Raw genomic sequence first — 22,797 nt, 5'->3', positions numbered from 1 at the left:
TTTGTTTCATCGGAGATATAATTTGGGTTTTATAGTTTGAACCTGAAAATAACTTCGTCAAATTCTATCGTGAAGACCTGATTTTTATTCTCATACTTCAGACACCTATCTTTGAGTATCTTCTTCATTATTTCGTAAGTGAAAATGACATCTTCTTCACAATGTTTTATCACTAGGTCTATTTTCCCTTCTCTGAAGAAGTTTGGCATATCCTTACTATGCATCGTCTTACCAACTTTGTTGATATTATTCTTTACAAGGTTGTTAAGTGAAATTCTTGTTTCTCCTACATATCTCTTGATCAGGTCATTAAGAATATCAAAAGTTTTTACATTGTCGCTCACTTCAAAACGTTTATCATACCTAGACAGGACCTTGTAGTCAAAATTCCTTGTGTTATAACCTATTACTATATCTGAAGAAAAAAGTAAATCTATGAGTGCTCTGACATTATTTTCGTTGAATATGAGAAAATTGTCCTCTTTTATATCATAAACTACCGCTATTGATAGACGCATATCTTTTGCGTTATCCCAACCACCTACTTCGTAGGAATACATCTGTGTCTCAACATCAAAAACTAATGGTTTTCTAAAATTTTCAAGTGGATACTCAAGGAGGTTGTAATAACCATACTTTTCATTTTCTTCAACTTCTGGAATATCTTTTCTAAGATGAGTTATTGAATATTTTACGAGTCTTGGTGTTAGAACCTCTTTGTTTTCTACAACTGAACTTTCAAGAGAGTCAAGTATGAAACTCAAAACTTTTAACCCTATTCTTTTTGATAGTAAATTATTTGCATTTCCGCATTTAGGTGATTGGATGCAAGCAGGACATCCACTATCTTCTTTACATGAACAGGATTTAACACCTAGGAATGCTCTTCTTACTATCCTATCAAACTTTTCAAATGCTATTTCAGAATATCCCACCCCTCCTTCAACACCTTCGTATATGAAGATCGCAGGCATTTCACCTTCGCTTACATACGAAAGACCGCCTATCTCACTCCTACTACATAGTATTTCCGACGGATACATACCTATTATGGAGTGCTCAGCAGAGTGAAGACCTGCCCTGAGAATATTCTCTTCATTAATCTTGTAGTTCTGCATTGATCTGTTGCTCCTAACAAATTTTATATCCTCATCATACTTTATAATCTTTCTAATCTCCCTTCCGTCAAACAGGATAACTACTCCTTCAGTTTCATATTCAAGAGTATATGGTGATGGATATTCAGTGTAGCTTATTACAACCTTTTCGTTTATAATCTCGCCATTAACGTTTTTAGGTCTATATTCAAACTTGATATAGCCTGTGTAAATCTCCTTTACTCTCAACTTACAGTAGTTAAGTGAAAGATTTTTATACTTTTTTGTCTTGATAACACCTAGTATTTCAATGTCTTTGTCGTTTATAACTTCTGTTGAAAAATCTTTTTCAGTAGGCTTTACTCTGACAATCTTATTGTCAAAATCTAGACTAACTACTTCATAACTGTCTCCCATGTGTATGTATATTCCTCCCGGATGACACTCCCAGAAGATACGTTCAATACTTATTTCTCCTATTCTTTTGTTTTTTGTAACGTCGTATATGTCAAATGAGACTCCTATTCCGCGGATATTTACCATCCTTCTTATATCGTTTTTTGTGAGTTGCGTAAAGAAATATTTTTCATTATTATGGTTTGCACCACCGAAAAGGACTCCCTTCTGCTTATCTGAAAGATTCTTTATGAACTTTTCAATGGTATATATACTGTCCTGCCCCCAGTATTTTTCTATTAGAGTATCAGTTATGTAGTTACTAGTACTCTCTGTAGCCTCATTATACGCAATTATGGATGTCGCAATGTAGTATCCTATGATTCTGTCATTTAGTACGTTTGCACTTAAGTTTTCAACTTCATCAGAAAACAATTCTTGAGGATTGTTGTAGTAGTAGTTGTCTAGAATGTTTTCAGTAGGAAAGAATACGACAGTTCCATCCCTTATTCTTCCTGTTCTCCCGAACCTCTGTCTCAATGAAATCTTTGAAAATGGAAAGCCAATAGCACATACAACATCAAGATCCCCAATATCAATTCCCATCTCAAAAGCAGAAGTAGTGATAAGTCCTTTGATTTTCCCGTCTTTGAACATGTTTTCAATTGCAACTCTATCCTTATGATTATACCCTGATCTGTAAGGACTTATGATATGAGATAGTTTTGAATTTTTAATAATCTTTGTTATCCTCTCTACCATCCTTCTAGAGTTAACAAAGACAATAGTTTTTTTAGAAAGTGTATCTACAAAGGTTCTGAGAGTATCAACGATTCTTCCACTACTACTGGTAGTTGATAGGTAGATTCTGTTAGGCAGTAAAAATTCAACTTTCTTGTTGCCTGATGTGCTTTTGTCAATAATTACGAACTTTTTACCAAATAGATTTTCTATAAAACTCTTCGGATTTCCTATCGTTCCAGAAAGTGCGAAGTATCTAGCGTTGTTTCCATAAACATGATTAAGCATATTAACTAACCGTATTATGTTCCCGAAGTGAGAACCTTTTATCCCAGACATTTCATGTATCTCATCAACGATTATTACCTTTAAATTTTTCCAAAACCTCTCCCAACTTCGGTTGTATAGTATGAGCGAATATACAAGCATCTCAGGATTTGTTAAGACAAATCCTCCTCTACTTTTTATTCTAGCTCTTACGCTATCACTGGTACCTGAAGTTAGAGGATATACTTCAACGAATGGAACTACATTCCCTATGTAACTATCAACCTTCTTTGCCTGATCATTTATGAGTGCATTTGTAGGAGCAATATACAGTGCTACTGCGTTTTGGTCTTTGTAGAGTTCTTCTAGATATGATATCAAATACGCTAATGTTTTACCAGAAGCAGTTGGTGTGACAAGAGCAACATTATTACCTTCTGAAAATTTATTAATTGCTTCTGCTTGATGTTTGTAAAGTTTGATACCGAGTTTCTCAAGTAGTGTTTTTGAATATTCACACAATTCAACACCTTCCTCGTATTCTGGATGCGTGTAGGGCTTTACATGAACTATATCAAACTTTGAGTATATGTCAAACTGTAGTTTTAGTTTTTCATCCATTCGCTACCTAGAGTATTATGTATGTCATAAAACTTTGTTTTCTATAACTATCTCACGAAGTTTAGTTAAGAGTCTTTTGTTGGAAGTACTCTGAATACCCATTTCTATAACTTACCGAAGTACCTTTTAAAACCTTCTTCCCCTAACACCGCTAAACCCGCCTAGAAGGCAGAAGAATATACTTTGATAAAGTGTCTATAGTTTCTCTAATAGTTTCTCTATTTGTTATACTTCTTCACCCTAATCTTTACCAAACTCTAGCACAAACTTTAGTATAACTAAGTTTTGTAATTCAGAATTGTTATTTTTCATCAGTTAGTAAAGCCTAGAATTTTATTGAAAACTTTTACAACTATTGAGGAGTCTAGTTAAGGAAGTAATGAACTAACAAAACTACAGATACAAAACCAAAAAGCAATGACAAACTTATAGACTTACCTTGCCTTTTCAGACTTCACTGAACTTGAACTGTGCTAGTTGGAATGTCAATAACTACGATTTTCAAAATAGAGGTATGAAGTATATAATAGCAGTTATAAGACCCGAAAAACTTGATGAAGTCAAGGAGGCATTAAGAGAGATAGATGTTTCTAGAATGACCGTTACAGAAGTTCAAGGATATGGAAGACAAAGAGGGTATCTTGATGAGACCATGGGGATAGACAAGGGAATAAGGTTTGTTAGAAAAGTCAAACTTGAAATTGCAGTCAATGACGAATTTGTTGAACCTACGATAAACACTCTACTTAAAGTAGCAAGAAGCGAAGATGGCAGAATTGGTGATGGTAAAATATTCATTCTACCTCTTGAAGAGGTGATAAGGATAAGGACTGGTGAGAGAGGAAGAGAGGCTATATGAAGATCGTCTTTTCTAGCGAAAAGAACAGAATTTTCGGAGATAAGATTACGATAGAGGACCAGAAAGACTTTAAGCATCTTAAAAAGGTTCAAAGAATAAAGATTGGTGAGGAAATACTCTTCTACCAAGTTGAAGAAGAGACACAATACAAGGCAAAGGTTGTTGATTTCGGTAAGGATAGTATAATCTTAAGGGTTCTATCAAGTGAAAGACTAGTAAGAAGTAAGCCAGAGATCTTCATCGTTCAAGCACTCGTTCAGAAGGGAACTTTTGAGGATGAACTTAATAGACTCTCTGAACTTGGCGTCGACTACCTACAGCCCATAATATCAAGGCATTCCCAAAACTTCGGCTTTGACGATAAGTATATGGATAGACTTAGACGCATATCCTACGAAGGTGCAAAGACCGTAGGTAACCCATTTCCAACAACAGTTCTAAAACCCTTTAGCATAACCAAGAACCTGAATGACTTCAAGAAATTCATCAGTAACTTTGATGGTAAAACAGAATTTCTATTGCTTACAAACAGAGTAATCAATAATGTCTCGTTTGACTTTCTAGATATTATACCTGCCTTGAAAGGTTTTGAGAGGATCGTTATTTGTGTTGGTAGTGAGGGGGGATTCACCGATGAGGAAGAGGATAGTATCATTTCTTTAGGGTTCAAGCCTGTAAATCTTGGTAAAAGAATACTACTTCGTTCAGATACTGTCTGCGTTGGTGTTTCGTTTGTTTTAAGACTTCTAAAACCAAACCTATAGTAGGGAGATATATGTTAAGAAGCATCCTAGAACAAGGATAGTATTTGAGTTTAGACACTCAGTGTGCCAATCTAGTTTTATACTATGACGAAGTTATCTCTTTCAATGAAAGATACGAGATATGGTTTTAAGACTACTTGTGTTGAACCTAAATAAAGCAAGAAGTTAAGGAGTTGGTTTTCCAAACAGTAGAGTGATTTGATAGTTTATCACTAAACAAACCCTAGTTAGATAATGTTAATTTGATTTTCGTATGGATTTTCTTATATTTTTCTATCAAAGAGAGGAATTGTATGAAACTTTCTGGTGCGAAGATACTCCTTGAGTCTCTCAAAAAAGAGGGTGTGAATATAGTCTTTGGTTATCCTGGTGGTGCTATATTACCTACGTTTGATGAACTTTACAAAGAAAAAGATATAAGAGTATATCTTGTAAGACATGAACAGAATGCAGCTTTTGCTGCGGATGGTTATGCTAGAGTAACTGGCCATCCCGGAACAGCAATTGTTACAAGCGGCCCGGGAGCTACCAACACCGTTACTGGTATTGCTAGTGCGTACATGGATTCTATACCTATTGTTGTCATATCCGGTCAGGTGTCTACTTCTATGATAGGTAGTGATGCTTTTCAAGAAGTTGATACAACCGGTATAACGAGACCTATAACAAAATGGAATAGAATAGTAAAGAGAGTTGAAGATTTAGCATGGACGGTGAAAGCAGCATATTATATAGCGAATTCAGGAAGACCTGGACCTGTCGTGATTGACCTGCCTAAAGATGTTCAAGTAATGGAGACCGAATTCAACTATCCAGATCAGGTTGATATAAAGAGCTACAAACCCCAATACAAAGGACATCCGATACAGATAAAGAAAGCAGTAGAAGTTATAAAGAGATCAAAAAGACCAATAATATACTGTGGTGGAGGAGTTATCACTTCAAATGCATCAAAAGAGTTGGTAGAATTAGCAGAAAAGTTGAATGCTCCTGTTACAACCACTCTCATGGCACTTGGAGCTATAGATTCAAAACATCCACTTAACCTTGGTATGCTAGGAATGCATGGAAGTGTTGCTACGAATTATGCTGTAAGCAATTGCGATGTTTTGATAGCGATAGGTGCTAGGTTTGACGATAGAGTTACAGGAAAAGTTGAAACATTCGCTCCAAACGCTGTTAAAATACATATAGACATTGACCCTTCTTCTATAAGTAAGAATGTTGTTGTTGATGTTCCTATCGTAGGTGATGTTAAAGAAGTTCTAAAGGATCTCATACCTTTAGTTGATAGGTTAGATACCGAAGATTGGCTCAGACAGATAAGCGAATGGCAGAGAGAGCATCCATTGAGGTATAATAGTAGTGAAAGTGTTATAAAACCGCAATACCTTGTTGAAGTGCTTTCAGATATGACTTATGGTAATGCAATAGTAACTGCGGATGTTGGTCAGCATCTTATGTGGGTAGCCCAGTATTACAAGTTCAAGTACCCAAGAACATGGCTGTGTTCTGGTGGTCTTGGAGCTATGGGATATGCATTCCCTGCTGGTATAGGAGCTAAAGTTGCTAAACCTGACGCCGAGGTGATTGCAGTCGTTGGAGATGGTGCTTTCCAAATGTCTCTACAGGACCTAGCTTCGGTTTCTGAATACAACCTAGCAGTCAAAATCATCATAATGAATAACTTCTATCTAGGAATGGTTAGACAATGGCAAGAACTGTTTTATGGTAAAAGATACTCATCCGTGTTTCTCGGTTTATCTGAAAACCAATATTTACCTGACCTTGTCAAGCTCGCTGATGCTTATAACATCAAAGGTTTGAGAGTTGAAAAGCCTAGCGAATTAAAGAGTGCAATATCAACGATGCTTCAACACAAAGGTCCTTTCCTTCTAGATGTATGGGTTGAGAAAGAAGAGAATGTATTGCCTATGGTTCCTGCTGGAAGAGGACTTATGGAGATGATAGAAGCAATGGCGTAGGGATAGAGGTCGCTCTTCGGAGAGGAACTTCCGGATAGATGTAGCATCTTTACTGGTGAAGAACCAGTATTGTAGAGGTTAGTCACAGAAACTAGACCGCCAGTCTCTACTGGTAAGGGTGAAAGGGTGAGGTAAGAGCTCACCGGCTTAGCCGTGAGGTTAAGTGTCTGGCTGCCTCTAAAGATACAACTTCAAGCAGTGGTAGTAGGATATGCTACACCTATACCACGGGTAGAAGGCAGAAGCACCTTCGCAAGTCGGTGCTAGAGATAGATGACCTCAATAACAGAATCCGGGGTATATCCCTACGCCACTTAATCTTCAAAACTACAAGACTCTGAACTATATTTACTAATAGGATTAACTAAATTCCTAACTTTTCAATAACCTCATAAACCATTATTTACAGATTTTTAATAGATTTACCATCACTGCTTTAAAAATACAAAATAATAAACATATTCATACCTTGCTAACTCTTCAAGGTAGTTAAGCAAATCAAAACCTTTTGTAATAACCAACTCTAATCCTACTGAAAATAGGAAGAATATGACATCACTTTAATAAATAATGGAAGTTAGAGTCAAATATTTGATACTACCTAGTAGAATACTCTTTGTAAAATCTTATAACTCTATCAACATAATCCTTCGTTTCTTCAATATCTGGTATCCCTCCTGACCTAGAAACTCTTTCAGGACCAGCATTATAGGCAGAAAGTGCTAAGAATAGATTTCCGTTAAATCTATCAAGCATTTTTCTTAAATACTTCGTTCCTCCCATAATGTTTTGGAATGGATCAAAAACATCTTCAACTCCCATCTCCATCGCAGTTGAAGGTATAAGTTGCATAAGTCCCATTGCATTTTTTGGTGATATCGCTATCGGATTAAAGTTTGACTCTGCTTTTATAACGGCTTTTATCAACTCTTTAGGAAGATCATATCTTTTTGACGCTTCTTCTATTATTTCATCAAACTTGTTATCTCTACTTTCCGATGTACTCAGTAAAACTTCCTTCCAAGAACTTTCTGTCTTTGAAAGAATATTAACCTTGTTATCACTATCGGAACTCTTACTCTCAAGAATAACTTCGTTTAAAACATCCTGAAATGTTTTACCTTGATTCGCTTGACTACTCTCTTGCTGTACCTGATAATTATATGTTCTCTGAACGCTGTTTAAATTTATGGTGGAATAAACAGAACCTATTTGTCTTTGTATCTCGTTAATCCTATCGTATATTGACCTAATTCTTGAGTAAATAGAAGATACACCTTCCACCATACCTTAAGTATCGTAATTACTTAAAAAAATTCAAATTTTTACTGTCTTAAAATTATGGATCCCAAAAATATGACGACAATAATTATGATGAAAAAAATAGTCCTAGTTTTCCTTTTTGTCTTCCTAATCGTCTCTATCTCTCTGGCAAAAAAAATTTACATAAACGGTATTCCAATTGACGAGGACAAAGTTAGTGAATACGAGGAGCATATTAGGTACAGAGCAATAGCAGACATGGTCTTTGAAAGTTCAAAGGTTGCATCTATGAAATATTATGAGATCGTCCTAGAAAAGTTCCCCGAAGATTTTGTGTCACTCGCTAGAATGTCTCTCATATACTCCTTAAGAGGCATTCCTGAATTATCACTATATTATGGCACAAATGCCTTGAAAGTGTATAAAAAGTCCGATAAAAAGAACATTTACACGCTGAACTACATAGAACTCTTAACCTCTCTCTCTGTCTCATATTCGTTGCTGAATAACGAAGTTATGTCGTATGAAAACTTACAAGAGGCAATATCAAATCTGTCTAAACTCATACTCTTTAAGTCCGACTACTCAAAGGCAAAGCAACTGGTTGATTACGCAAACAGTGTTTATAGAAAACAGTTCTATAGAATATCAGTCATAACAAACACAAACAAACAAGTTAGAACTAAGTATTAAACCTATGTTTTTGAATAGTTAAGATTGAGAAAAATCTACTACACTAGTCCTTCTTTTTCGTCAAATCCGAAGATTACATTCATATTCTGAACTGCCTGTCCTGACGCTCCCTTGACGAGGTTGTCTATCACTGAAAATATCACAATCTTTCCAGTCCTATCGAGGTATCTAACATTTATGAAACAATTGTTTGTGTTTGAAACCCATTTAGTTTGAGGTATGTCTTCAATAACCTTAACGAAATACTCGTTTTCATAATATGAAACATAGAGGTCATTTAACATCTTTTGATTTACTCCTTCTGCTTGGATGTATATTGTTGAAAATATTCCCCTATCCATAGGAACAACTTGAGGAATGAATGTTACTTTTACCTTCATTCCAAAATTGAAATCTATAAACTGCTCAATTTCAGGTGTGTGTCTATGAAATGGTAGCCCGTATGCGTAGAAGTTTTCATTGTGTTCAACGAATATTGAATCTTCCGATACCTTCTTACCTTTACCGGAGATACCAGACTTTGCGTCTATAACTATATCATTCAGATTTATCTTATCTTTTATCTCTTTTAACGGCATCAGTCCAAGTGAGACACTCGTCGGGTAGCAACCAGGATTTCCAACTATGCTAGTATTCTTTATTTCATTCCTAAACATTTCAGTAAGTCCCCAGACAGACTTCTCAAGTAAATTTGGATAAGGATGATGAATCTTATATGTGTCTTCAAAAATACCTTTGTTCTTAAACCTATAAGATGCACTTAAGTCAATGACTTTAATGTTATTTGAATGGATGATATTTACAAATTCAATAGCTGGTTCGTGAGGTAGTGTAAGGAATACAATGTCTGCATCGCTTGAAGACAACCTTTTTGAGACTTCTTCGGTATTGGAAAATGTTAGGTTCAGACCTTGAAACTCTGGAAATACCTTTGATATTCTCTCTCCTACGAGTGTTCTTGAGGTAATGAATGAAATCTCTACATATCTGTGCCTTTGTAGGATTCTGATGAGTTCTGAACCAGTATATCCACTAGCACCAACTATACCTACCCTTATTTTATCCATATTGGAGAGGGCGGGATTTGAACCCGCGGTCCCCCGAAGGAGGACAACAGATTTCGAGTCTGTCCCAATCGTCCGCTCTGGCACCTCTCCGATTTTTCAAATAAGATTATAAACTACTACTTTCTACCAAGGCAAAGTCAGTTAGAATATAGTAATCAAAGTCTAAATTTTGTAATTATGAACGCTATCCAGAACTGAAGTGGCAAGCAAAAAGCCTAGAATAACTTCTCACCTAATGGGGATTAGTATTTACTAACATTTTCTGTGTCTAGTTGAAATAAGAGCATACAGGGATTTATTTTTTATACTCAAGGAGGTCAAGTATATTATGGAGATATTCATAATAGTAATACTTTCTGCAGTTGCAATAATAGTGATAACTGGCTTGAAAACAGTTCCGCAGGGGTACAATTACGTGGTTGAAAGATTTGGTAGATTCAACAAGGTTTTGCAACCTGGTTTAAACCTAATAATGCCTGTTTTTGATCAAATTTCTTACAAAATAAATGTTATGGAACAGGTTTTAGACTTACCAAAACAGACAATAATTACCAAGGACAATGCTACTGTTGAGGTTGATGCTGTTGTATTCTACAAAGTAATAGACCCCAAAAAAGCAGCTTATGGTGTTACAAACCTTAATAGAGCTATTGAACAACTTACTATGACTAATCTAAGGTCAATAATGGGTAAGCTAACCTTGGATGAGAGTTTATCTTCAAGAGCCCAAATAAACGAGGAACTAGGAAGAGAGTTAGACATGGCTACAGATGAGTGGGGAACAAAAATAACAAGAGTTGAGATAAAGGATATATCACCACCGGCGGATATACAAAATGCTATGACGCTTCAGATGAAAGCAGAAAGGGAGAAGCGTGCTACCATACTTCAAGCAGAGGCTTTGAAGGAAGCAGCTCAAAGAGAAGCTGAAGCAAGGGAGAGACTAGCACAAGCAGATGCGAACTCAATAAGATTTGTTACACAAGCTATAATAGAAGGTGGAATGGCATCCATGATGTATTTCATAGCGAAGGAGTATGTAAACGCTATCAAGGAAATAGCCAAGTCAAATAATACAACTATACTTTTTATACCTACAGACATACAGGATACTGTAAAGAAACTACTAGGTTCCAAAAATTAACGCTTGGATCTATATTTTTGGAACTGAAATGAAAGAAGTTATTCAAGTAGCCTCAAGAATAACGCAAGTAGGAATAGGATCAGGTATATGTACTTATACAAACTTATCTTGTTCGTTTATGCTATCCTTGGTAAATATTGAGGTCAAGTTGTTATTACCGAAAATTTCTAAGAGGTTTTGAATATGGCTGACTACTTTAAGAGAGGTTTGGGGGCTTTTGTTTTTGTATTTCTATTCTCGCAGATGAACCTTCCCGATAAGGTAGTTACTAAAAGCACATATGACTATGCTGTAAATCTAAGCAAGTTCTCATTTCAGAAATACGAACCCCTAAATAATATTGAAGACCTTGATAAACTAGTTCAAGTCTATAAAAATGCTTACTTTGATACCAAGAGAGTCGCTAAAAGAATGAGAGATTTCAGGGGACGAAGAGTATATAAAAGGATGTCTATACTAGTTCCTAGAAAAGATGTAAAGGTATCGTCTTTAGCAAGTGTTTCTAAAGCATACAACTCAACACCATTCTCATCTCCATACAAAGCAGATATTGGCCTTGTCTACGCTGATATACTTATGAAACTTGGCAGGTATGGCGAGGCACTGAAATTACTCTACTCCATTTCAAACACTAGCATTTATGACGAAGTTCTACTAAAGATAGTAGAGGCTAACATAAGTTCAGGGAATATCCAGATGGCAAGGGAATACATAAAAATTTACGAGAACCTAAAAGCTAATGTATATAGCCCTATATACACAGTATCAAAAGCTATTCTTCAATTGGATAGCGGAGACAGAACTGGTTCTATTAAACTCATAAGAAACCTTGTAATTTTTGACTTTACACACAAGTATGACTACATAAGATATGTAGTTGATTATTTTGTTCATTTAAATAAGTATAGCATGGACAACTTGAGCGATGAAGAGAAGAAAGCAATTAGAGAGATAGTTTTTGAACTTGTTGACTACAAGTTCTACGAAGAAGCAGTCAAAGTAGCACATCTTTCAGGACTTGGACCTTCATTTATCGCCGAGGTTTTGCTTGAACTAAAGATGCTTAAAGTAAAAGGTTGGAAAACATTGGCTAGATCCTATCTATCTGGAAGATTTGAAAGTATTGTCTTTGAACCATACAGATATGAAAAACAAATTGATGAATCTGTAGGTGATGATAGAAAAGCTCTATTAAAATCATTAGTAATACATTATATGAACCATAATTTAGATAAAGCAGTTGAGTTTTTGAACATGTTAGGTCCATACAACGATACTAGAAGATATTTCATAGCATCCAAGGTCATTGACAAGTTAATACTAAACAAAAATTACAAGACAATATCTGAAATATACCCTGGTTCAGAAAACCAAGTTATAGATCCATCGGAATTTACATTAAGGGATGTTGATAGGTTCTTCTTTTTCAGAGGATATGCTCATGAAACGTTAGGTGATACAAATAATGCTATCCTGTTCTACGAGAAGTCATCTTACTCTGTACCATCTGGATATTACAACTTTCTATCCACTAGAAGGATAAGTGAAATTGCTTCGGATAGACACATAAAGTCTTACTACAATAATTTTGTGTATCCTACAGTTCAAAATACGGAGAAAGTAAATATTGCCAAGATATTATTTGACTTTGACAGAGAGAATACGGAAACCTATAAATCATTCGTGTTTCACAATACGAAGGATTTAAATCCATTTCTTTTAGATATACCATATCAGATCATTGATAGTATTGACAGAATTGAAAAATCCAAACTGAGAGACATATTCTATAGACTTTCTGATGACTATATAGTGATTAGCAGAATGATAAGAAATAAACTCGTGTATAAGGGGTTCTCCAATATATTCTCCTATGTTGTTGTTATGAGAAACAGACTTGAGATGAAGATAACAAGAGGTATCTACAACGAGGGGAATAACATAACAGCAAATAAATTTGTAGACGGATACTCAAAGTTCTTACCTTTTAGCATTCAAGAAGTTCTGTATCCTATACCTTATGTATCGGATGTGATATACTCTGCCGAAAGGTTCGGGGTCGATCCTAACTTGATATACGCTGTTATGAAACAAGAGAGCTTTTTCCAAGAAGGCGCATACTCAAGAGCAGGAGCAATAGGGCTTATGCAAGTTCTATATAGCACCGGTAAGCTAGTTGCTAGAAAACTTGAAATGAAAGAAGTTTTATCCAGTAGAGTTGATTTATTCCGAACTGACCTAAATATACTTCTTGGAACCGCCTATCTGTCAATGTTGCTTGAGTCGTATGGTGATCTAAACCATGCTATTTCCGCATATAACGGAGGTCCAAGAGTGTTTACGAAAACTAAACGAAAGTATAGACTTTCAGAAGACGATAGCATCATATTTTCAGAATTCCTAGCGTTTAGAGAGACAAGGAATTATATAAAGAGAGTTGTCAAGTATTACAATGTCTATTCATCAATATACAATTTTGATATAGTAAAGAAGGAATTTGACGTAAACGACACCAAAAACCTTGAGGAACTCAAGTTAAAAATACAATCCCTTCAAGAAAGGCTCGGCATTGAAGAAAAAGAAGATACCTACGACGATGTTGAAAATGACTAAAAACCTTAATCATACTTTCCTACTATGAAAAACATTATTGTTGCTTTTCTTATCTTACTGTTCGCTTCTTTCTGCTTTGCTCAGGACGAAGATGTTCAATCCTTGAGAGATGAGGAAGCTTTTTCAAAGGCTATTTTAGGTATTTCTGGAGGCTATACATACCACTTTGGTCCTGAAAATAGCATAGGCCCGAATATAGACAACAATAGATTTCTGATCGGTTTCAATATAGGTTTCGCATCAAGAGGAGTTGTCCTAATGTTTGACTATCTCTCAAAAATTTTACCTAGAAATGAGATTAACTTTAATAACAACAAAGTTATGGATTATGTAGATATGTATGTTTTCTCCATATCTTATGTATTCACCATAGTAAGAGATTATTTCTACTTAGGACCTTCAATTGTAGTATCCGTAGATAATTCTACCTTAAAATTCTACAATCAATTTAATTTTCAGAATTTCATAACAGTAGGTTATGTTAAAGATATCCATTCTAGGACTGTATCATTAGGTGTAGGATTTAATCTAATTGCTTTTAGAAATGTTTTCATCAAAAGTTATTTCTCTTACGCATTTCCTAACTCTTACTCTTACGAAGGAGTTAATTTAGAAGGATCACCAGTATTCCAACCGACCGGTTTAAGAGTTATCCTCAACTTGTGTCTTTAGAGATTTTTCATCAAGCATTCTTCTCTTTTCTTCTGCTATAAGTTGTTCTATCATCTCATCTATTTCTCCTTCCATAAAACTTGATAGGTTATAGATTGTCATATTTATCCTATGGTCTGTTACTCTGTTTTGGGGGAAGTTGTAAGTTCTTATCTTCTCTGCTCTTTCACCTGTTCCTATTTGGGCTCTTCTTTGGGAGTCCTCCTGTTGTTTCTGCTTATCCTTCTCTAGTTGTAGGAGTTTTGACCTTAAGATACTTAACGCTCTCTCTCTGTTTTGAATTTGGGATCTCTCATCTTGACACTGAACAACTATACCTGTTGGCTTATGTATTACTCTGACTGCTGACTCAGTCTTATTGACGTGTTGTCCTCCTTTACCTCCTGCTCTGAAAGTCTGAATTTCAATATCTTTTGGGTCTATGGATATGTCTGTCTCTTCTGCTTCAGGTAGAACTGCCACTGTTGCAGTTGATGTATGTATTCTTCCGCTTGCTTCTGTTATCGGAACTCTCTGAACCCTATGAACACCACTCTCAAACTTCATATACTTATAAGCCATCTTACCAGAGATTGTGAATATTATCTCCTTAAATCCACCAAGACCAGTCTCATTGTAATCTGCAACTTGAACTTTCCAACCTTTTTTCTCCGCAAACTTTGAATACAGTCTAAATAGATCTGCTACAAAAAGAGCTGCTTCTTCTCCTCCAGCACCTGCCCTTATCTCAACTATCACATTCCTAGCATCCTCATCAGTTGAGAGGAGTAAGTTTTCTGCTTCTTCCTCAAGGCGTTTGAGTTCTTCTTCATTCTTTGCAACTTCCTCCTTAGCAATTTCTATCAGTTCTTCATCATCAGAAGTTTGAATTACATTCTTTGCTTCGCTTATGATATCAACCACTTTCTTTAATCTCTTATACAGATTAACATAATCTTCAAGTTTCTTCATCTCTTTAAGAGATTTTGAATACTCTTCTAGTTTTTTTGTTGGATCCATTGATGATATCTTTTCTTCAAGTTCTTTGTGTCTGTTGTAGTAAGCCTCTAGTGTCTTAAGAAACTTTGACATACCAATTAATATTATACAAATTCAAATTTCACTCTCAAATACTATGACTCTCAAATTTTGGAATTTATTAGCTTCAGATAAACCTTTTTGAAAGACCTTTTATTCATATTTTATAATCTTTTGAAAATTTAGGAGGCTCTTTATGGCTATAAATATGGAACTGGTAAAGCAACTAAAAGATAGAACAGGAGCAGGATTGATGGACTGTAAGAAAGCTCTAGAGGAGAGTAAAGGTGATATTGAGAGAGCAGTGAAAATACTTAGAGAGAAAGGTTTCGCAGCAGCGGAGAAAAAATCAGAAAGACAGGCGAACGAAGGTCTGATTTACATACATATAGAAGAAGACAAGGGTATCATATTAGAAGTCAATTGTGAAACGGACTTCGTAGCAAGAAACGAAGAGTTTAGACTATTCGTTAAAAATCTAGCAAAAACAATATTCCAAAAGAACATAACATCTACAAATGATGAAATTGAGAATAGTAGAAAAGAAGCAGTTATGAAGTTTGGAGAGAACATAGTCGTGAAGAGATGGGAAATATTCAAACTTACGGAAGGTAATACTTTTGACACCTACCAGCATGGAGATAAGCTTGGTGTTGTTGTTGAGGGTAAGATTGACACTTCTGATAACGAGGCTATAGCATTGCTACACGATATATCTTTACAGGTTGCTGCGATGGGACCACAGGTTGTCAAGGTTGAAGATCTTGATCCTTCGTTTGTTGAGGAAAAGAAAAAAGAATACATCAAAGAATTTGTTGAACTTGGCAAACCTGAAAACATAGCCGAAAAAGCAGCGCAAGGTAAACTATCAAAGCTATATTCCGAGATATGCCTCTATGAACAAACATTCATAAAAGATGAAAAAGGTGAGAAAAAGGTTAAGGATTTTATAAATGACTACAAGAAAAGAAAATCACGGGACTTTGAGATTGTTAAGTTTTATCGGTTTCAAATTGGAGGGTAGAAAAACTTGTTGTATAGGGAGGATAATAAATGTTTGTCTATAATCTGTTTCCTAGAATTTATGGACCTTTTAGCAAGTGGATAGAGGACCTTGATAGAATAAAGGAACTAGGTGTGGATTGGATATACATAAACCCTGTCTCTTATCCTGGGTTTTCTGGTAGCTTGTATTCAGTAAAGGACCATTACAAGTTTAATCCATTATTTGTTGATAAGAATTCAAAAGAGTCACCGGAAAACCAATTCAGAAACTTTATAAAAGAATGCAAGATAAAAGGTATGAAAGTAATGGTTGACTTAATACTCAATCACACTGCTATTGACTCTGTGTTAATTGAGAAACACAAGAATTGGTATAAACTGAGAGAAGATGGAGATGTAAAAAGACCAGGCGCTTGGGATAATGGCATCTGGGTTGAGTGGGGAGATCTTGCGGAGATAGATAATGAAGGTTCTCCTGATAAGATAAACCTTTGGAATTATTGGAAGGATCTGGTAGAGTGGTATATAGAACTTGGAGTTGATGGTTTTAGGTGTGATTATGCATACAATGTTCCTACTGAACTATGGGAGTTTGTAATAAAATCTGCAAAGTCAAAGAAGCCGGATGTCAAGTTTATGGCAGAAATACTTGGAGGTCCTTTTGACAAGAATGTTGAAGTTACGAAGTCAGGGTTTGACTATGTATTCAGTAGTGCAAAATGGTGGAACTATACTGAATCATGGTTTGTAGAACAGTATCCTATCTTTGCTAGATACTCATCATCAGTAGCATTCCCAGAGTCTCACGATACCCCAAGAATATCGGAAGAATATGAAGAGGATCTAATGAGAATAAAGCAGAGGTTCATATTCACAGCCTTCATAAATGAAGGTGTTATGATACCCGTTGGATTTGAATTTGGTTTTAAGAAAAAACTTGATGTTGTTTCAACAACACCGAATGACTGGGAGATACCATCCTACGATATCTCAAAGTTTATAAGATATGTTATAGATGTTAAATCAAAACACCAGATTCTTAGAGAGGAAGGTAAGTCCGTAGAATTCGTCAGTATAGATGATGATGTAAGTATGTTCATAAAACGAGGTAAATACACGGATCAGGTAGCTATGTTCGTAGTGAATAGAAACACCAGTCGTAAAGTGAAAAGATACATTGACTTCACACAGGTTATGGGCTATTATGATGTAATTGATGTGATGTATAACATAGTAGTGCCAAGGTTCTACGAAGTTGAGATACCGAGAGCAGGTATAAAAGTCTTCGTCAATAGAATACACTAAAACCTTGAAGTCTTCTTGTAACAAAAGAATACATATCTCAATAAATTTCACTTGAATGATTTTCTTAGATTTATATTCTTGATAGATAACACAAAGATGTTAGACCAGTATGTTTTTTAGTAGGATATTAGGACCTTCTTTACAAACTAGTATATATCCATCATCTCTCGTTCTCACATTACATCCGTAACATATACCAATTCCACATCCCATAAATGTCTCAAGAGAGAGTATGGTTCTACTTGCATCAAGTTTAGGTAATCTTGAAAGAGCACTGAGCATAGGCATAGGACCGCAAGCATACACTACCCCACCCTCGTAATGTCTTTCAAAGACTTGCGTTATAAACCCCCTCTCACCTATACTACCATCGTTAGAACTTATAAAGATTTCATCAAAGTATTCAAAATCTTTTTCAAAATACTCATCTTTTGTTCTAACACCCCAGAATAACCTAATTTTTCTACCCTCGCTTCTCAAATACTTAGCGACTATGAGCATATTCGCTATCCCTACCCCACCTGCAACGAGATCTATACTATCCTCTTCTTGAAGCCCAAAATCAAACACAGAGTTTCCTAAAGGTCCAAGAATACTTAAACTCTGACCTACTTTCATCCTTGAAAGTTCCTCTGTTCCTACACCAACAACCTTAACTAGTATTGAAAACTTTCCATTCGTCTTGTCAAATAGTGTAAATGGTCTTCTTATAAGGGGAGCCCTCAATTTCACATTTACAAATTGTCCAGGAAGAATGCTACTTGATATGTTACCTGACTCAAAGGTAATCTCAAAATACCCACCAAGAGTTTGTATATTAGTTATTAAGCACTCTTCATCAAATATCTTTTGTGTTCTTATTATCAAATCTCAACCTCCTCATTTCTCCACATATCAACATATTCTTTTATGACTTTTCTTAGTTCGTTAAGAGAACTTACAAATTTAGTTTCACCTAGAAATTTACAAAAGTGGACTCTTATTCTCTTGTTATAAATATCTCCTTCAAAATCTATTATGTGTGTCTCAACATCACCAGGATCTCCACCGAACGCAAACGATTCTCCGACATGTGTGACACTCTTATACTTATTTCCGTCAACTTCAGTTACAGTTCCATAGACACCAGAGGGCGGATAAATCTGAACCCTACTCCTTATGTTTGCAGTTGGAAAACCTATTTCCTTGCCAAGTCCCTTTCCTTTTATAACTTTACTCTCCAAGAAAAACCTCCTTTGAAGTAATTGGTTTGCTAGATCTATATCACCACTGTGTATCAATCTCCTTATGTTGGTGCTACTAACCTTAAACCCGTTATATGTTATCTCATCCGCTATGAATGGTCTATATCCAAATTTCGTTGCATTCCTTATTAGAAAATCAGTATCACCTTTTGCTTGATATCCAAACCTAAAGTTGTATCCAACGAAAATATCAAGTTGGTCTATTTTTGAGACTAGAAGTTCTATAAACTCTTCAGGTTCCATCCTCTGAATTGCAGGTGAAAATTTTATGAAAAATGTTTTATCAATGTTAAATTCTTTTTCAAAGACCTCAAGCTTGTAGTAAGGAGGCGATATAAGCCTAGGTGATATTGTTTTTGTCCTTAACCAGTCAGGGTGATTTTGGAATGTTAAAACACATACATAACACTCAGAATCATCTTTCTTTGAACATATTGATTTCTCCTTTGAACTAGTAATTATCTTCCTATGACCTATATGAACTCCGTCAAAAACACCTATTGACAGTGCAGTCCTTTTCATTCTAGGTATCTTTCTTATATCCCTAATTACTTCCATTTTCGTAGGAGTGAAGAATAAACCTGTCCTATCAAGAATATTTCTATCTGTTGAATGATGATATTCTCCCTTCATATATACTCTTCCCCACAACTATTCCTTCAAGAAAACCATTATCTATTTCCATTATCTCCTCAATATCAACATCGCTAGAAATCCCGCCAGAAACTATGACTAAAGGTTTTGGATACTTTTTAAGTAACACTCCCCAAGGAATGGAGTCTTTTAGAGATTCTTTGTATTCACTTAGGCTTTTATCATACTCCTCAATCTTCTGTTTCAACTCATAGCTCCCAGAATACTTACTCTTTAGAGTATCCATAAAACTGTTTATACTTCTAGTGATCATATCAATACCTTGATTTAGCGTATTTCTGAAAGTTTCAGTATTAATAATTTCGTCTATCAAGATACTCATATAAACACTTTTAACCGTGTCTAAAAGAGATTTTATGAAGTTTATATCAGGTCCTAAAAGAGTTCCATCTCTAGTTGTATCAGTAATCATTATTCTTAAAACACCTGTTTTCAATGCTCTCTCAATCCCTTCTTTTATTGAGACATTTGTTTGCGACTGCCAACCTTGTATCACAACTGTTTCTGAATTAACATCCAATGACAGTATTACCTTTTGCCTAAAATCTTTTATAACTCTTCTAAACTCTTCTGGATTTTTAACAAACATCGTCCCTATGACAACAAAATCCACACCTATATTTACTAGTTCTAGTGCGGTATTGTAAGACCTAACGCCACCACCAAACTGAATGATAGTTTCTGGATGTTCCTTCTTTATCTCCTTGAGCAAGCCTAGTATTTTAATCTCACCAGTTTTAGCAGCGTTCAAGTCAACAATGTGTATTCTCTTGAAGCCCTTTGATACAAAGAATTTTACAAATTCAAGTGGATTTTCAGAATACACGGTTTGTTGAGAGAAGTCCCCTTTTGTAAGCCTTACAACCTTTCCTTCGTATATGTCAATCGCAGGTATAACTAACTTCATAACTACCTCAAAAGACTGTGCTACTCTTTATATGTTTTCCTAGTTTCAGTTTGCTTACATCAATGTTTGATGGAATATAAGCATTCAAACTAACCTGTGTCTTTCTAGGAAGTATGACATTTTTACCTATCAGTGTAGCATCAAAATTCATAATAGAAGGGTATCTTGTATTAGGAGCACCTAATCCTTTACCTCCCAGAACGCACTCATCAGATATGTTAGCAAACTTCAAAGATATCGTAGTCTCATCAATGACTACATTATTCATCTCCACTCCTTTACCTATCCAGTTGCCAGGGTATATTATCGCATTCCTAACCTTAGTATCCTTTTCAATCCTCACATTTGGGCATACTATACTATTTTCTACTACGCCATCCACAAACGATTCATCACCTATCAGAGAGTTTATAAACTTACCATGTCTTCCTATAACAGCAGGGTTAAGGTATCTTGATTTAGACCTTATCGGATACTTACCGAATATTACTTCAAACTCATTTATGATTTTAATATCCAATATACTCAAGTTCATCTTAAAGTATTCCTTTAGATTTGAGAATGGGTAGAAGATGAAATACTTAACCTCGTAAGAGTTGTGTTCCTTGTATAACTGAATGAAAGTATTGAAGGTTTCATTCTTTATCGCTTCAAAAAGTTCAGAGAAGTATCTCTGTGAGAATACACCAGTATGGTAATACTGTATATTGCCTATCCTTGAATACATAAGACCAACTGACAAGTTCCTTATATCGTGATAGTAATCATCAAGCGGAAACCATATTGGGTATCCGATAGCCCAGAAAACTTTTTTGTAGTTTTGATACAGAAAGTTCTCTAAATCAAAGTAATTCCTATCACTGTTTGAAAACTGCCTAATATATTGTCCTACACCGAAGTTAGCATAATCAAACTTGAAGTAATCCTCAACCTTTATAAGCAAGACAAACCTTATATTATCCCAAGACAAGATTATGTGTTCTTTAACTGATGGATTGTTAGTTATAACAACAAAATCTTCAATTCCTAACCTTTCAAAATTACCTATTAGCCAATCTATTACCTTAAATCTGCCGGCAACATAAATCTCGTGAAAACTTCTATCCTCTGATAACGACAAGAAATTTGCTAGGTTAATAGGAGGTATAGTGATAACAACACAATCTCGCATAGTAGTTATTATAAATAATACATTTCTGACAGTGACAATTACCTCTATAGATAAGTCTGTGTGTTAGTAAATTAAAGTCCAAAAATCTGAGATTATTTCGTCATTAACTTCACATATTACCTATTTATAACTGGACTTGTTGAAAACAACAACATTCGTTTGTTATATTTTCTTAGGGAGAAGGTAATGCCAGCAACGATAACCAAAGAGGAGATAAGAGATAAACTCAAAAGGTCACTAAAAGACACTCTTTCAGAAGACCAGATTGAGGTAGTAGTTGAGGTAGTCTATGACGATGTCTATAGAACCCTTGATGATAAAACAGAAACCAAAGCGGATAAAAGCGAAGTAAGATCAGAGTTCCAGGAACTGAAAAGTGAAATAAAACTACTCGCCGAAACTATGAAAATTGGATTTGAGATGATAAACAAAAGGTTTGAAGCAGTCGATAAGCGGTTCGAAGCAATTGATAAAAGATTTGAAGACCTCATTCACTACATTGACAAGCGATTTGAGGATATGAACAAGCGGTTTGAAGATATGAACAAGAAGATAAACCTACTTATCTGGATAGTCTCTCTGTGGATGGGGCTTCTATCAACCATCACAGTTCTATTGAGAATATTCAACTCCTAGGAGGTTGGATATGCCAGTTGTGATAACAAAGGAAGAAATAAAGCAGAAACTCAAGAAGTCTCTCAAGGATACTCTCTCAGAAGATCAGATTGAAACTGTAGCAGAAGTTATCTATGACGATGTCTACAAAACTCTTGACGATAAAACAGAAACCAAAGCGGATAAAAGCGAAGTAAGATCAGAGTTCCAGGAACTGAAAAGTGAAATAAAACTACTCGCCGAAACTATGAAGATTGGATTTGAGATGATAAACAAAAGGTTTGAAGCAGTCGATAAGCGGTTCGAAGCAATTGATAAAAGATTTGAAGACCTCATTCACTACATTGACAAGCGATTTGAGGATATGAACAAGCGATTTGAGGATATGAACAAGAAGATAAACCTACTTATCTGGATAGTCTCTCCGTGGATGGGGTTTCTATCTACTATCATAGTTCTATTGAGAATCTTCAACTCCTAGGAGGTTGGATATGCCAGTTGTGATAACAAAGGAAGAAATAAAGCAGAAACTCAAGAAGTCTCTCAAGGATACTCTCTCAGAAGATCAGATTGAAACTGTAGCAGAAGTTATCTATGACGATGTCTACAAAACTCTTGACGATAAAACAGAAACCAAAGCGGATAAAAGCGAAGTAAGATCAGAGTTCCAGGAACTGAAAAGTGAAATAAAACTACT

The 22,797-nt window shown here is 35.4% G+C and carries 20 protein-coding genes, 1 tRNA gene and 1 other RNA gene; 13 read left to right on the top strand and 9 right to left on the bottom strand.

What is annotated here, in order from left to right:
• Positions 1–29: 29 nt before the first annotated feature.
• Positions 30–3,122, bottom strand: coding sequence for a DEAD/DEAH box helicase (locus NZ579_04810; GenBank protein MCS7299265.1), 3,093 nt, complete (start codon positions 3,120–3,122; stop codon positions 30–32).
• A 514-nt stretch (positions 3,123–3,636) separates the two neighbouring features.
• On the opposite strand from NZ579_04810, the gene NZ579_04805 reads away from it, so the two are divergent.
• The 4 genes from NZ579_04805 (at position 3,637) to rnpB (ending at position 7,046) form a co-directional block, all read left to right on the top strand.
• Positions 3,637–3,981, top strand: coding sequence for a P-II family nitrogen regulator (locus NZ579_04805; protein MCS7299264.1), 345 nt, complete (start codon positions 3,637–3,639; stop codon positions 3,979–3,981).
• Positions 3,978–4,745 (top strand): RsmE family RNA methyltransferase, encoded by a 768-nt coding sequence (locus tag NZ579_04800; GenBank protein MCS7299263.1) that lies wholly within the window; start codon positions 3,978–3,980, stop codon positions 4,743–4,745. Before NZ579_04805 ends, NZ579_04800 begins: the two co-directional genes overlap by 4 nt.
• A 293-nt stretch (positions 4,746–5,038) precedes the next feature.
• On the top strand, positions 5,039–6,730 hold the full coding sequence (ilvB, locus tag NZ579_04795; protein ID MCS7299262.1) for a biosynthetic-type acetolactate synthase large subunit: 1,692 nt from the start codon (positions 5,039–5,041) through the stop codon (positions 6,728–6,730).
• An RNA gene (gene rnpB, locus NZ579_04790) (RNase P RNA component class A) lies at positions 6,724–7,046 on the top strand. The genes ilvB and rnpB overlap by 7 nt, the downstream gene beginning before the upstream one ends.
• 281 nt (positions 7,047–7,327) lie before the next feature.
• Here the strand turns inward: rnpB and NZ579_04785 are convergent.
• On the bottom strand, positions 7,328–8,017 hold the full coding sequence (locus NZ579_04785; protein MCS7299261.1) for a lytic transglycosylase domain-containing protein: 690 nt from the start codon (positions 8,015–8,017) through the stop codon (positions 7,328–7,330).
• An 84-nt stretch (positions 8,018–8,101) separates the two neighbouring features.
• On the opposite strand from NZ579_04785, the gene NZ579_04780 reads away from it, so the two are divergent.
• Positions 8,102–8,686, top strand: a complete 585-nt coding sequence (locus tag NZ579_04780) for a hypothetical protein (GenBank protein MCS7299260.1) — start codon at positions 8,102–8,104, stop codon at positions 8,684–8,686.
• 38 nt (positions 8,687–8,724) lie between these two features.
• Here the strand turns inward: NZ579_04780 and argC are convergent, their stop codons facing one another.
• Complete coding sequence (gene argC, locus NZ579_04775) at positions 8,725–9,753, bottom strand: N-acetyl-gamma-glutamyl-phosphate reductase (GenBank protein MCS7299259.1); 1,029 nt, start codon at positions 9,751–9,753, stop codon at positions 8,725–8,727.
• Between the two features lie 2 nt (positions 9,754–9,755).
• Positions 9,756–9,843, bottom strand: a tRNA-Ser gene (locus NZ579_04770).
• Between the two features lie 238 nt (positions 9,844–10,081).
• Here NZ579_04770 and NZ579_04765 point away from each other — a divergent pair.
• The 3 genes from NZ579_04765 (at position 10,082) to NZ579_04755 (ending at position 14,182) form a co-directional block, all read left to right on the top strand.
• On the top strand, positions 10,082–10,897 hold the full coding sequence (locus NZ579_04765) for an SPFH/Band 7/PHB domain protein (GenBank protein MCS7299258.1): 816 nt from the start codon (positions 10,082–10,084) through the stop codon (positions 10,895–10,897).
• A gap of 183 nt (positions 10,898–11,080) precedes the next feature.
• Complete coding sequence (locus tag NZ579_04760) at positions 11,081–13,510, top strand: lytic transglycosylase domain-containing protein (GenBank protein ID MCS7299257.1); 2,430 nt, start codon at positions 11,081–11,083, stop codon at positions 13,508–13,510.
• Between the two features lie 24 nt (positions 13,511–13,534).
• A complete protein-coding gene (locus NZ579_04755; protein MCS7299256.1) occupies positions 13,535–14,182 on the top strand; it encodes a hypothetical protein in 648 nt (215 codons plus the stop codon).
• On the opposite strand, the gene prfA is transcribed toward NZ579_04755, so the two are convergent.
• Entirely contained in the window at positions 14,153–15,253 is a 1,101-nt protein-coding gene (gene prfA / locus NZ579_04750) for a peptide chain release factor 1 (GenBank protein ID MCS7299255.1), read from the bottom strand. The two genes, NZ579_04755 and prfA, sit on opposite strands and share 30 nt — an antisense overlap.
• Before the next feature lie 142 nt (positions 15,254–15,395).
• Between prfA and tsf the strand changes: the two genes are divergently transcribed.
• Together tsf and NZ579_04740 are read left to right on the top strand one after the other, a co-directional pair.
• Positions 15,396–16,223, top strand: a complete 828-nt coding sequence (gene tsf / locus NZ579_04745; GenBank protein MCS7299254.1) for a translation elongation factor Ts — start codon at positions 15,396–15,398, stop codon at positions 16,221–16,223.
• 29 nt (positions 16,224–16,252) lie between these two features.
• The gene (locus tag NZ579_04740; GenBank protein MCS7299253.1) at positions 16,253–17,509 is read left to right on the top strand and encodes an alpha-amylase family glycosyl hydrolase; all 1,257 of its coding nucleotides are present in this window, start codon (positions 16,253–16,255) and stop codon (positions 17,507–17,509) included.
• Positions 17,510–17,608: 99 nt separating this feature from the next.
• Here NZ579_04740 and NZ579_04735 read toward each other — a convergent pair whose 3' ends face one another.
• The 4 genes from NZ579_04735 to NZ579_04720 are packed head-to-tail and all read right to left on the bottom strand — an operon-like array spanning position 17,609 to position 21,485.
• Positions 17,609–18,376, bottom strand: a complete 768-nt coding sequence (locus NZ579_04735) for a dihydroorotate dehydrogenase electron transfer subunit (protein ID MCS7299252.1) — start codon at positions 18,374–18,376, stop codon at positions 17,609–17,611.
• The gene (locus tag NZ579_04730) at positions 18,373–19,386 is read right to left on the bottom strand and encodes a bifunctional riboflavin kinase/FAD synthetase (GenBank protein MCS7299251.1); all 1,014 of its coding nucleotides are present in this window, start codon (positions 19,384–19,386) and stop codon (positions 18,373–18,375) included. Before NZ579_04730 ends, NZ579_04735 begins: the two co-directional genes overlap by 4 nt.
• Positions 19,355–20,314: a 1-(5-phosphoribosyl)-5-[(5-phosphoribosylamino)methylideneamino] imidazole-4-carboxamide isomerase gene (locus tag NZ579_04725; protein ID MCS7299250.1), complete on the bottom strand. Its 960-nt coding sequence runs from the start codon at positions 20,312–20,314 to the stop codon at positions 19,355–19,357. The genes NZ579_04730 and NZ579_04725 overlap by 32 nt, the downstream gene beginning before the upstream one ends.
• Positions 20,315–20,321: 7 nt before the next feature.
• Positions 20,322–21,485: a hypothetical protein gene (locus NZ579_04720; protein ID MCS7299249.1), complete on the bottom strand. Its 1,164-nt coding sequence runs from the start codon at positions 21,483–21,485 to the stop codon at positions 20,322–20,324.
• A gap of 186 nt (positions 21,486–21,671) precedes the next feature.
• Here NZ579_04720 and NZ579_04715 point away from each other — a divergent pair, with 186 nt between their 5' ends.
• From NZ579_04715 to NZ579_04705, 3 genes are all read left to right on the top strand, one after another.
• Complete coding sequence (locus tag NZ579_04715; protein ID MCS7299248.1) at positions 21,672–22,121, top strand: hypothetical protein; 450 nt, start codon at positions 21,672–21,674, stop codon at positions 22,119–22,121.
• Positions 22,122–22,131: 10 nt separating this feature from the next.
• Entirely contained in the window at positions 22,132–22,581 is a 450-nt protein-coding gene (locus tag NZ579_04710) for a hypothetical protein (GenBank protein MCS7299247.1), read from the top strand.
• Positions 22,582–22,591: 10 nt separating this feature from the next.
• On the top strand, positions 22,592–22,797 hold a 206-nt coding region (locus tag NZ579_04705), incomplete at its 3' end, for a hypothetical protein (protein MCS7299246.1).

The organism is Spirochaetota bacterium, from assembly GCA_025061835.1.
Taxonomy (GTDB): domain Bacteria; phylum Spirochaetota; class Brevinematia; order DTOW01; family DTOW01; genus SKYB106.
This window is presented reverse-complemented; position numbering and strand designations above follow the sequence as displayed.